The sequence below is a fragment of the Barnesiella propionica genome, assembly GCF_025567045.1.
Classification (GTDB): domain Bacteria; phylum Bacteroidota; class Bacteroidia; order Bacteroidales; family Barnesiellaceae; genus Barnesiella_B; species Barnesiella_B propionica.
The window spans coordinates 154,637-166,693 of the sequence record NZ_JAOQJK010000010.1 but is presented as its reverse complement, the minus strand read 5'-3'; the positions used below and the strand labels follow the sequence as shown (position 1 = coordinate 166,693).

Genomic DNA, 12,057 nt, shown 5'->3' with positions numbered 1-12,057 from the left:
CGTCAGAGACGATGACGTAGATAGGTTGCAGATGTAAAGGCAGTAATGTCAAAGTCGAGCAATACTAATCACCCGTGACTTTCGGTTTTCACAGGACGTACGTTTCGAAGTTTATAATTTAAGTGCATTGTTTTCGCTTCTGCTTTCAATACGGATCTTTTTTTAAAAAGAAATTAAGGTGGTTATAGCACGAGGGTCCCACCTCTTCCCATACCGAACAGAGAAGTTAAGCCTCGTCACGCCGATGGTACTGCGCAAAGTGGGAGAGTAGGTAGCCGCCACATAAAGGAGCCTTGTCGGAAGGGGGAGATGACCCCCGGAAGATCAGGCTCCTGTTTTATATGTACAGACCAAGAACATCAGATCAATACCCAATACCCACACCCATACCACACTCACACCCATACCACTACCATACTATTATCCATACCACTTCATCCCTGAAGAATTACCTCTCCCCACAATCCCGTACAGCCCCTTCCCAGTCTGCCCGGTTACGTTACCGTCAGTCCCTCGAAGCCCCGGGAATCCCCGATGTTTAAACATGAACATGCGGTGAGGGGATTTTCTTATCTCCTTTTTCTTACACCTTATTTATTTTAATCCTTTAGCCGGATCTTGTAGCCGAAAGGGACATGAGGTATAGATATATTTTTGTTTTTCTGTATACATTTTCTTGTTCTCTTAACAATAATAATAACTGGTATGTTATGTTTAATTGTGGAATGTGATGTGTTGTAAATAAGAATATTGCAAATTATAATAATTTTATTTTGTAATTATTGTATTTTACAACTATCTTTGCATCAAGTTTATGGTTTTCATTTATATGGAAGTCATAGGAAATTAAAAAGAACGAATATGAAAAAAATGAGTATGCTGTTTATTGCAGCAATGTCGGTATTGTCGGTATTAGCCGAAGGATACCAGGTAAATTTACAGAGCGTAAAACAAACCGGGATGGGGCATGTAGGTGCGTCAATGAAATTAGGGGCAGAGAGCATGCATTTTAATCCGGCGGGATTGGCTTTTACTAAGAATGCGATAGATATTTCCTTAGGTGCGTCTTGTATATTTTCTGAAATTACCTATAAAGATAAAGGAACAGGGATAAAAGAGCATACGGATAATAGTGTAAGTACTCCTCTTTATGCTTATGCTTCTTTCAAAATTTATGATAATTTGTCTGCTGGAATAAGTTTTACTACCCCTTATGGCAGTAGTCTTAACTGGGGGAAAAATTGGTCCGGTGCAGATTTGGTGCAGGATATATCTTTAAAAGCATATGTCGTACAGCCTACTGTATCGTATAAGATATTACCTAATTTGAGTATCGGTGCAGGTCTTATGATTGGATTTGGTAATGTGGAGCTTTCCCGTGCTTTATTACCGGCGGGCTCTATTCCTACTTTACCCGGGGTGATTCCTGTTTCTGCAACGTTGACGGGGAATTCGGCTGTCAGGGTCGGTTATAATGTTGGCGCCATGTGGGATATCACGGATCGCCTTACAGTAGGAGCTTCATTCCGTTCTAAAGTTAGTTTGAAAGTAAAAGAGGGTACGGCGCGTCTTGATTATGCGAATGAACAAGTAAAACAATTTGTGCAGCAAAATCCCAGTTTTCCAAAATTGGATGAAGGGACATTTTCTGCAGAAATGCCGATGCCTGCAAATTTGAATATAGGAGCTTCTTATCGTTTAGGTCAACGTTGGTTATTGGCTGCCGAAATACAGACTGTGTTTTGGAAAGCATATGATGAGCTTAGTCTCCAGTTTACAGAAGAAGTTTTAGGCGGATACAATATTACTGCCCGCAAAGATTATAAGAATACTTTAATTTACAGGTTAGGTGCCGAGTGTGAGGTGACTAATCGTTTAGATCTCAGAGCCGGAATTTATTACGACCAGACTCCGATCAGGAGTGATCTGTATAACCCGGAGACTCCTGGTATGGATAAGCTTGGTATGTCTGTCGGACTTAGTTTCCGTCCTATAAAAAGTCTGTCGGTCGATTTTGCTTTCTTATATATACAGGGAATAGGGAAGGACGGTTCATATCCTCATCCAGAAATATCGAATCCTGGTAAATTATTTGAAGGGCATTATACTTCACAGGCGTTTACTCCTACTTTAGGAGTTACTTACCGTTATTAATAATATATAATATACTTTTTGCCTGGAGAGAATGTGTATTTCTTTTCAGGCTTTTTTTTGAAAGGAGACGAATGAAATTTCTGTTAAGGAAAAAGTTATAAAAAAAGTACGAAAGCTTTTGGAATTCAGATAAAAACAGTACCTTTGCAGTCCGATTATTACCAAAATTAGAGACAAATTACACAGTGGATAGTGCTTCTGTGTCCGAAGCCTGTATGTGCTGTGTTGTAATTAAGTAATTAACAATTAAACATTTAAGCAGTGGATACTTTAAGTTATAAGACCATTTCTGCAAACAAAGCAACTGTAAAAAAAGAATGGGTTGTAGTTGATGCAACCGATCAAGTGTTGGGTCGTTTGTGTGCTAAGGTTGCCAAGCTTTTGCGTGGCAAATATAAACCGAGCTATACCCCTCATGTAGACTGTGGTGATAATGTAATTATTATCAATGCCGACAAAGTGAAATTAACAGGTAAAAAATGGACAGATCGCGTATATCTGAATTATACCGGATATCCTGGAGGTCAAAGAGAAATTTCTCCCGCCGAATTGATGAAGAAAGGTGAAAGCAGACTGTTCAACCGAGTAGTTAAGGGTATGTTGCCCAAAAATAAATTGGGAGCCCAGTTGCTGGATAACCTGTATGTTTATGCTGGGAGTGAACATCCGCATGACGCACAACAACCGAAATCAATAGATATAAACACCCTTAAATAAGAAGTATGGAAGTAGTTAATGCAATAGGTAGACGTAAAGCTGCAGTAGCACGTGTATTCGTAAGCGAAGGTACAGGGGTAATCACTATAAACAAACGTGATTTGGCAATATACTTCCCTTCATCCATTCTTCAGTTTATCGTAAAGCAGCCTCTTTCGAAATTAGGCGTTGCCGAACAATACGATATTAAAGTGAATTTGGATGGTGGAGGTTACAAGGGTCAAGCGGAAGCATTGCGTTTGGCAATTGCCCGTGCCCTGGTAAAAATCAACCCTGAGAACAAACCTGCACTTAAGGCAGAAGGATTCATGACTCGTGACCCGCGTGCTGTAGAGCGTAAAAAACCTGGTCGTCCCAAGGCTCGTAAGAGATTCCAGTTCAGCAAACGTTAATATTATTTGTGAGCTTCTGGCGACAAGTATGCAAGCGTTTAGTATCCAAACGGCAGGGACTCCCTATAATGGAACTACCCTGCAGTTGAATTAGTAGAAAGTAAACGAATTAAAAAAAAAATGGCTATTACAAATTTCGAACAATTATTAGAAGCCGGTTGTCATTTCGGACACCTGAAGAGAAAATGGAATCCGGCTATGGCTCCTTATATTTTTATGGAGCGCAATGGTATTCATATCATTGACTTATACAAAACAGTTGCAAAAATAGATGAAGCTGCGGCAGCCCTCAGATCGATTGCAAAATCGGGTAAGAAGGTTTTGTTCGTAGCAACTAAAAAACAAGCTAAACAGGTTGTTGCCGATAAGGCTTCTGCCATAAATATGCCTTACGTTATAGAACGCTGGCCTGGTGGTATGTTAACGAACTTCCCTACTATACGTAAGGCGGTTAAGAAAATGACCACGATCGATAAAATGACTAAAGACGGTACGTTTGATAATCTTTCCAAACGTGAAAAATTACAGATTACCCGTCAGCGTGCCAAATTGGAAAAAACTCTGGGAAGTATCGCCGACCTTACGCGTCTGCCTTCAGCTTTGTTCGTTGTAGACGTTATGAAAGAGCATATTGCTGTTCGCGAAGCTAACCGTTTGGGTATTCCTGTATTTGCCATGGTAGATACAAATTCCGATCCTTCAAATATTGATTTCATTATTCCGGCTAATGATGATGCTTCTAAATCTATAGAAGTTATTCTGGATGCTGTTTGCGGTGCAATGGCCGAAGGTTTGGAAGAACGTAAGGCAGAAAAAGTAGACACTGCTGCTGCTGAAGGTGAGAATGCTCCCAAAAAGGAGAAAAAGGCTCGTGTGGCAAAAAGAATTCAGAAAGAGGACGAAGAAGCTCTCAATGCTAATGTAGCAGAAAAGTTCCTCAAAGATACTGAAGAATAATAATTATCCGGTAACGGAATAAAGAGTGAGAGCCCGAAAAAGGTCTTGCTCTTTGTTCGTTTCTTAACTAAAACTTAAAGGAGATAAAAAATATGGCAGTTACAATGGCAGAAATCAGTCACCTCCGTAAATTAACCGGAGCTGGTATGATGGATTGTAAAAATGCTTTGAACGAAGCAAACGGCGATATGGAAGCCGCGAAAGAAATTATCCGTAAAAAAGGTCAGGCAGTTGCTGCAAAACGAGAAGATCGTGAGGCTTCCGAAGGTTGTGTACTGGCCGCTCACAAAGGAACATTTGCTGCTATCGTTGCTTTGAAATGCGAAACGGACTTTGTTGCTAAGAATGCAGATTTTGTAGCGCTTACCCAAGCTATTCTTGATGCTGCACTTGAGAATAAACCGGCCGATATGGTGGCTTTAAAAGCAATGACGTTGAATGGCAAAACTGTTGCGGAACTTATTGTGGAGGAAATAGGAAAGACAGGTGAAAAAATGGAACTCGGTTATTATGAATATCTTGAGGCTCCTTCTACCATGTCATACATACACATGGGAAGTAAATTGGCTACAGTTGTCGGCTTTAATCTACCTGAAGTTGATTTCCAGGTTGGTCGCGACGTGGCTATGCAGGCTGCAGCAATGGCTCCTATTGCGGTTAATCGTAATGAAATGCCCGCCGATGTTGTAGCTAAAGAGTTTGAAATAGCAAAAGATAAGGCTCGTCAAGAAGGAAAGAAAGAAGAAATGCTGGATAGGATTGCCGAGGGCCGTCTTAACAAGTTCTTCCAAGAAGCTACTTTGCTGGAGCAAACTTTTGTAAAAGATCCTAAGAAAACTATCGACAGTTATTTGAAAGAGCAAAATAAGGATCTTACTTGTGTTGGATTTAAACGTGTTACTTTGAACGAAGAATAATCTCTGCTTCACATAACAATTATGGTTAGGGCTATACGTAATCGTATGGCCCTAATCTTTTTGCTTTATCGGTAGTAACAAATTACGCCGGTATGTTATTTCTTTTAAATCAATTACCTTTGCAGAAAAAATGTATGGCGAAAGACAAGCTTGTCACATCGAATTATTGTTATATTTTGTGTGCTAATTTTTTATTGTTTTTTGGTTTTTATCTTTTATTGCCGGTATTGCCGTTTTATCTGACTGAGATGTTCGATACGGGTAATGCCGTAGTAGGTATAGTATTGTCTTGTTATACGTTAGCAGCATTAACGGTTCGTCCTTTTTCCGGTTATTTACTCGATACATTTTCACGCAAGCCATTGTATTTACTGGCCTATTTTGTTTTTACCGCTATTTTTGCCGGTTATCTGTTAGCCGGTACGCTGTTTCTTTTTACCGTGTTACGTATTATTCATGGTCTCGCGTTCGGTATGGTGACGGTATCGGGTAATACCATTGTTATAGATATAATGCCTTCATCCCGTAGAGGAGAGGGTTTGGGGTATTATGGCCTGGCTAATAATATTGCAATGTCTATAGGGCCGATGACCGGACTTTTCTTACATGATTATTATTCATTTACCATAATTTTTTTGTGTTCTCTTTTAGCATGTACTCTCGGACTTGTTATGGCTTCATTGGTTAAAACGCCTGTTAAACAACCTGTCAAGAGAGAACCGGTATCTTTAGACAGATTTATTTTGCTAAAAGGAATTCCGGCAGGTATCGATTTGCTGTTGCTTTCTGTTCCCTATGGTATGACTACCACTTACGTTGCTATGTATGCCCGGGAAATCGGAATAGCGGACGGCACAGGTGTTTTCTTTACTTTAATGGCTGTGGGACTGGCGGTTTCGCGTTTGTTTTCGGGCCGGCAAGTAGATAAAGGACGCATTCCCCAGGTTATTTCTTTTGGTATGTATCTCGCTTGCTTTTGTTTTTTTGTGTTGTCGTCTTGTGCGGCATTGATGTCCTGGAATGTATTATTGGCGACTTCGGTCTTTTTTTCCGTGGCCCTTTTTCTGGGTATTGCTTTCGGTACCATGTTTCCTGCTTTCAATACTTTGTTTATAAATCTGGCTTCCAACAACCAGCGGGGAACGGCGACTTCTACCTATCTTACTTCCTGGGATGTGGGCATAGGAATAGGTTTGGTGATAGGAGGATATATAGCGCAAGTCAGTACATTTAATAAAGCTTATCTGTTCGGAGCTTGCCTGACACTGGCTTCTGTACTGTATTTTAAATGGAAAGTTGTGCCTCATTATAACCGGAACAAACTAAGATAGTTTTGTTTTGTAAAGAAAACAATCGGATTTGTTTTTATTATAATATTGTTTCCTTATTTTACTAAAGGAAATAGCCGGAACGAAAATCGTGAGGGTGATAGTTCGTTCCGGCAGAATAGAATTAAGATTAAGGAGATAATTTAATTGATAGATAGGCGGGATTTTATGTCCTTTTTGTCCGAAAGTTTTTGCCCGGAAGTTTCTGCGTCACATTTTATCTTGAGAGTATATGTTTTTTCTCCCTGATGGGTATTGGCTTTTACTTTACAGCCTTTTATGGGGCTTGGAGATATTTCGGACGGCTGTGTATATTCATTGATCCGGAAAGAGACTATGCCCCAAAATTTTCTGTCAATAGGGGATATATCTTCTTGTAAGTTGTTATAACGGAATTCAAGCTTTAAATATCCTTCTTCGTCGGGGTTATTAATAATGTTATAGTCCTGTACAAGATTAACCATATGTTTACTGCCGGGTGCTCCCCAAGATTCGAATTGTACGGTCAGGTATTCGTTACTTGCCCATATGCTTAATATATTTACTACATCGTTACCGATACTATCTGCAGTTTGGGGGGTAATGGGAATGATATTTTTGACGAGAACGGTATCTATATCGTTGATTCGTGCATAATAACTGTATCCCTGATAGTTTTCTTCCAGCAACGTGAAATTAATAATAACTCTTTTTCCGTCTTGTCGGTAGATGGAAGGTATCGCATTTCCGTTTGAAGGTAAAATAGTACGTTTACAATCGTCTAATTTCAAATAAGGCATTTCTCCATCTTTTACAACCATGTTTCCTACTGCCAGTGAGCCACTGTAAATATATGCGTCGTTATCGTTATCGTCACAGGATTGAAATAAAGAGCCCGTGAGTATTAGGCATCCTAATAATAGATATGTCCGAATTCTTTTCATGTTTGACTATTTTATAAGTTATGGTTAAATAATAGTTAAGAGAGTTTTATTGAACTGCTTGTTGAATAAACCGTAAATACGATAGAATACTGCATATAAAAATGTTAAAATGATGAAATAAAAAAATAATCTGTGAATGGTGCAGTATTTTTAATTTACTTGCATTTTTATATAAAATACGATTTATCGGAATGAGTGAAGAGGAATTGGCCGAACAGTGCCGGAAGAAAGATATGTTTGCTCAGAACCAATTATATAAATTATATGCAGGCGGATTGTTTACTCTTTGCGTGCGTTATTCAGGGGATAAAGAGACTGCAAAGGATCTGCTCCACGATGGTTTTTTGAAAATATATACTTCTTTCGATCAGTTTACTTACCGTGGTGATGGTTCACTACGGGCGTGGTTGAGCCGTGTTATGGTCAATACCGCCCTCGAATATCTTCGTAAAAATGAAAAAATGAACATGGGCTTTACGATGGATGAAATACCTGAAATATCCGATACGCACGAAGATACTGATGAAATTACTTTGCTTCCTCAAAGTGTCTTGATGGAATATATCTCGGAACTTCCTACCGGATATCGTACGGTATTCAACCTGTATATTTTTGAGGAAAAATCTCATAAAGAAATAGCTGCTTTATTGGGCATACATGAGAAAAGTTCTTCTTCTCAACTCTGCCGTGCGAAAATGATATTGATGAAACGTATCCGGGAGTATGTAAATAAAAACGAATATGAAACAGGAAGATAATTGGTCTGCTAAATTCCGGGAAAAGATGAGCGATTATTCGCTGTCAGCACCCGATGAAGTTTGGGAAGAACTTGAGAAGGAGTTGTCTTCAGCCAAGATCGTAAAGATACGTTATTGCCGTTTAAGGGCAATAGCAGCTGTTATTCTTTTGTTTCTGTTGTCATCGGTAGGAGTTTATTATATAATGAATACGGCGGAAGAAAAAGATTATCCTGTGGAATTATCGGAGAGTATTTTGCCTGTTGATGAGAGTTTTATACCGGACTTACCTGTTAAAGAAGAATATTTTGTTACGGATAATGATGTGAAACTAAAGTCTTTGAAGCAGCATAATATAGTAGTTACTTCTTATAATGTCCCTGTTGTAACGAAGATGGAAAGAACCGTAACCGAAGATACGACAAATACTACGGTCGGGATACCTGGTTCGCATGAATGTATTTCAGAAAAAGATAAAGTACCGGTAACGTATGGTGGGGAGAGGCCTAAAAAGCAAAATATTCCCGTTATTAATAAAAGATATCGGGAAAAAGATAATAGCTGGACTCTCGGATTATATGCAGGAAATCATATACTTGCTTCTGAAAAAAAACAATATGGGTTCAGTAACCTGAACAGGAGAAATGTCCCTGTACTTTCATCGCTGGCCGCAGTAGCTAATCCTGCCGCGAACGAAGCGGAAAGAGCCTATCGTGATATTATGTTTAATAATATCAATGATAATCCTCGTACAAGTATTACCCACCATTTTCCTTTATCGTTCGGAGTGACAGTGCGGAAAGATATTAATGATCGTTTTTCTATCGAAAGCGGTCTTACTTATTCGTTATTATCGTCGGAGTTGACTGCCGGGAATGCATCTTATTATGTACAAGAACAAAAGTTACATTATTTGGGTATTCCTTTGAAAGGGAATTGGAATTATGTTAAGAAAAAATATTTTACATTATATCTATCGGCAGGGGGGATGGTAGAAACTTGCATATCATCGCAGCTCAGAACAAAATATAAATTGGACGGTTATTCTTCGTTTTCTCATGATGAAGAACTAAAAGTAGATAGATTACAGTGGTCTATTTCCGCTTCAACCGGTGTACAATATGATATAATCCGCCATATAGGAATATATTTCGAACCGGGTATCGTTTATTATTTTAATGACGGCACACAAATCTCTACCATTCGTAAAGAAAAACCGTTCAATATTAATATTCAAATGGGGTTACGTTTTGGATTTTAATATATCCGGTTTTTATTTCGCATGGGGGAACAGGGGTATGTTTCTTCTTTGTTATTTTAATCCTCCGTTTTTCTTGAATGCATAAAAAGTATCCCTGCTTATATTGAAATAACGGCAAATAGATTTTGTCGTATATCCTTGTGCCTGCATTTCCAATATTTTTTCTTTATTGTGGGCTAATCTTTGTTGTTTATAATTATCTCCTTTAGCCCGGCCTAGTTTCATTCCCGATGCTTTGCGTACAGCGAGAGCTTCTTTGGTACGTTGAGAGATAAGTTTGTGTTCTATCTGTGCTGCCAGCCCGAAAGCAAATGCCATTATCTGGCTGCTTATACTGTCATCAAATTCATATCCGTCTTTCGTACTGTATAATAAAACTCCCTCTTCAAGTAAAACTCCCAGTATGGACATGATGTCCAGTAGGCTACGGCTAAGCCTGGATATTTCGGTAACTATAAGTATGTCTCCTTTTTTTATACGTTTTATTAATTTACCCAATTCCCTGTCTTTTTCTTTCTTTTTTCCACTGACAACTTCTTTTACCCAACGATCAATAACCAGCCCTTTGCGTGAAGCGAATTTCTCAATTTCTTCTTTCTGATTATTCAAGTGCTGTTTGTTCGTACTAACTCTCAAATATGCAATAACCATGATAATAGCTGTGTTTTAATTTTAAAATTAAAACAACAATATATATCTATAGTTACTAAATAAGAATAAAAAAATGTGATTTTAAAAGAATAGAATGTTAAAGAGATACGGTTTTAACGTTCGTCATAACCATATGTTTAATTGCAAAATTAAACAAATCTCCGTGAATAGCAAAGAATTGTTTATAAAATTATTATTCCAAGAGATTATTTTAATATATAATATATATAAATTTTTACTCATTTTCATTCTTATATAATTACTTTTTCTTTATCGAATATGACGAACGTTATAATCATAATAATTAGGTGTTAGAAATTGATTGTATTTTCAGGATTGATAATTTGTGAAGAAAGAAGACGAGAATAAAGAATTTATAAGTACCGTTTTGAGATGAAAAAACCTATGAAAGAAGGAACCCGGGTGTGGATATTTAGTGAGTCCATTCGTAAATTAGGTTTTCCGGATATTATTCGTCGTTCCGATAATCATTTTCTCAATATATTTTTCTATGTTATGAAAGGCTTCGATTGTGTAAAAGAAGGGACTATTGTAGACATTGAACCGTATGAGGAGGAAGATGCAAAGGGAAAAATAATCACCGGATATCGATATAAGTATATATTTCGCTATAAATATTCAAATAATAGATGAATAATGGGAGATTTAATTCCCGGGTTTATTATCTCATGTGAATGACCGTAATAGACCCTTTTTTATTTTTTATATTTCTGCAAAAATTTCTTTCTGTTGTACTATGGTGTTTAATCCTTTTAAAAGTGAATAATTAAATAGCCCTTAAGAATTTTTATTAACTTAATCTTTCTTGTCTGTTTGCAAGGATATATATAATTAAAGCTGGTTTAAGGAATAAATTTAGTCAAGAAATTACAAATAATTTTCGGCAGATAAATATGGCTTTTTTTCGATATGACATGGGTTCTGTGGTTCTTTTATATATTAATGATAGATTTTTCTTGTTTGCGTATTAATGTGCCTGAAATTATTATTAAGTGAATAAATGTCGGTTAATTTATCCAAAGGTTGCGCATAGGTACTTCGGTAATTGTATATAAAATCTGAAAAAAGAAAATATTAGAATATGAGCCGTAGTTTGTGTGAATCCGGATTTTTTTGCTTGTTTTATTATGCGGTTACCGGTTCGGATTATATCTTATATCAAAATAGTAAATCATACGAGATACATTCTGTCTATTTTATATAATGAATCCGGTATTTACGTGAAATATAAGATATAATCTGGGAGAGTATGTATGAATAATGTACGAGGAGAATATAAAATAAAAAAAATTGATTGTCTCACGACAACCAATCTTCGTTAACCTTAATTCTAATACCATGAAAAACACAGTGCAAATATACGCCTCTTTTTAAATCTGTCAATGATTTTATCGTAAAAAAGTCCATGGTTTAACATATATTAAAAATGAAGGTTTGTTTCTGTCATTTTGTAAACAGATATTTGTAATATTATTACATTATGATTACAAAAGGTGGTTATGCTGGCTATGTTGTGTTTTATTTTTTATTTTGTTTCTGTGAAATTAATAAGAATATCTGTAACTTCCTGATGGCTTTTGTTAAATTTATAGTAGCTGTTGATATCAACGGCAGATACCGTATTTAGTAGATCCAGACAAAAAGACGCTTTATATGATGCCTGCAATGCTTTTTTCAAAATTCTTATTTGTTCTTTTTTTTCCCGGGTATGAGCTGCAGTTTCAATGAGTCCTCCTACAGCTACTATCTGTTTTATTAATTCCTGTGTCAGCTGATTTTCGGCAAGTCCGTGGCTCATGCTACGTGCCAGAGACATCATATTTTGAGCCATTTCCATTTTAGGCCCGTTGAGTTTGCATATATCCATTACGGTTTTGTTTAAGTTTATTATTCATGTAAACAAGTAAGTGACTTTTTTTGTCCTGAAAATATCTGAAAAGAATCCGGATAAATGATAAATGGCGTTTTATTATTTAAAACTATGTAAATCTTTGAAATA

General features: G+C 37.1%; 13 protein-coding genes and 2 rRNA genes. 12 read left to right on the top strand and 3 right to left on the bottom strand.

What is annotated here, in order from left to right; genetic code table 11:
• The 9 genes from OCV73_RS13070 to OCV73_RS13030 form a co-directional block, all read left to right on the top strand.
• Window positions 1-89, top strand: a 23S ribosomal RNA gene (locus tag OCV73_RS13070); the annotation flags it as partial.
• Between the two features lie 85 nt (window positions 90-174).
• Window positions 175-284, top strand: a 5S ribosomal RNA gene (gene rrf / locus OCV73_RS13065).
• 57 nt (window positions 285-341) lie between these two features.
• Window positions 342-542, top strand: coding sequence for a hypothetical protein (locus tag OCV73_RS13060; protein WP_147552886.1), 201 nt, complete (start codon window positions 342-344; stop codon window positions 540-542).
• A gap of 319 nt (window positions 543-861) precedes the next feature.
• A complete protein-coding gene (locus OCV73_RS13055; RefSeq protein WP_147552884.1) occupies window positions 862-2,154 on the top strand; it encodes an OmpP1/FadL family transporter in 1,293 nt (430 codons plus the stop codon).
• Window positions 2,155-2,415: 261 nt separating this feature from the next.
• A complete protein-coding gene (gene rplM / locus OCV73_RS13050) occupies window positions 2,416-2,871 on the top strand; it encodes a 50S ribosomal protein L13 (protein ID WP_147552882.1) in 456 nt (151 codons plus the stop codon).
• Window positions 2,872-2,876: 5 nt separating this feature from the next.
• The gene (gene rpsI, locus OCV73_RS13045) at window positions 2,877-3,263 is read left to right on the top strand and encodes a 30S ribosomal protein S9 (protein ID WP_147552881.1); all 387 of its coding nucleotides are present in this window, start codon (window positions 2,877-2,879) and stop codon (window positions 3,261-3,263) included.
• Between the two features lie 120 nt (window positions 3,264-3,383).
• Window positions 3,384-4,220, top strand: a complete 837-nt coding sequence (rpsB, locus tag OCV73_RS13040) for a 30S ribosomal protein S2 (RefSeq protein ID WP_147552879.1) — start codon at window positions 3,384-3,386, stop codon at window positions 4,218-4,220.
• Between the two features lie 92 nt (window positions 4,221-4,312).
• Entirely contained in the window at window positions 4,313-5,137 is an 825-nt protein-coding gene (gene tsf / locus OCV73_RS13035; protein ID WP_147552877.1) for a translation elongation factor Ts, read from the top strand.
• Window positions 5,138-5,271: 134 nt separating this feature from the next.
• Window positions 5,272-6,468 (top strand): MFS transporter, encoded by a 1,197-nt coding sequence (locus tag OCV73_RS13030; RefSeq protein WP_147552875.1) that lies wholly within the window; start codon window positions 5,272-5,274, stop codon window positions 6,466-6,468.
• Between the two features lie 140 nt (window positions 6,469-6,608).
• Here the strand turns inward: OCV73_RS13030 and OCV73_RS13025 are convergent, their stop codons facing one another.
• Window positions 6,609-7,388 carry a NigD1/NigD2 family lipoprotein gene (locus OCV73_RS13025; protein WP_147552873.1) on the bottom strand — a complete coding sequence of 260 codons (780 nt, stop codon included), beginning with the start codon at window positions 7,386-7,388 and terminating at the stop codon, window positions 6,609-6,611.
• Window positions 7,389-7,579: 191 nt separating this feature from the next.
• Between OCV73_RS13025 and OCV73_RS13020 the strand changes: the two genes are divergently transcribed.
• Together OCV73_RS13020 and OCV73_RS13015 are read left to right on the top strand one after the other, a co-directional pair.
• The gene (locus tag OCV73_RS13020) at window positions 7,580-8,146 is read left to right on the top strand and encodes an RNA polymerase sigma factor (RefSeq protein WP_147552871.1); all 567 of its coding nucleotides are present in this window, start codon (window positions 7,580-7,582) and stop codon (window positions 8,144-8,146) included.
• Window positions 8,130-9,386, top strand: coding sequence for a porin family protein (locus tag OCV73_RS13015; RefSeq protein ID WP_147552870.1), 1,257 nt, complete (start codon window positions 8,130-8,132; stop codon window positions 9,384-9,386). The genes OCV73_RS13020 and OCV73_RS13015 overlap by 17 nt, the downstream gene beginning before the upstream one ends.
• Before the next feature lie 51 nt (window positions 9,387-9,437).
• Here the strand turns inward: OCV73_RS13015 and OCV73_RS13010 are convergent, their stop codons facing one another.
• Window positions 9,438-10,037, bottom strand: coding sequence for a recombinase family protein (locus OCV73_RS13010; RefSeq protein ID WP_147552868.1), 600 nt, complete (start codon window positions 10,035-10,037; stop codon window positions 9,438-9,440).
• A 393-nt stretch (window positions 10,038-10,430) separates the two neighbouring features.
• Between OCV73_RS13010 and OCV73_RS13005 the strand changes: the two genes are divergently transcribed.
• A complete protein-coding gene (locus OCV73_RS13005) occupies window positions 10,431-10,691 on the top strand; it encodes a hypothetical protein (RefSeq protein WP_167551270.1) in 261 nt (86 codons plus the stop codon).
• A gap of 892 nt (window positions 10,692-11,583) precedes the next feature.
• Here the strand turns inward: OCV73_RS13005 and OCV73_RS13000 are convergent.
• On the bottom strand, window positions 11,584-11,925 hold the full coding sequence (locus OCV73_RS13000; RefSeq protein WP_147552864.1) for a four helix bundle protein: 342 nt from the start codon (window positions 11,923-11,925) through the stop codon (window positions 11,584-11,586).
• Window positions 11,926-12,057 lie beyond the last annotated feature (132 nt).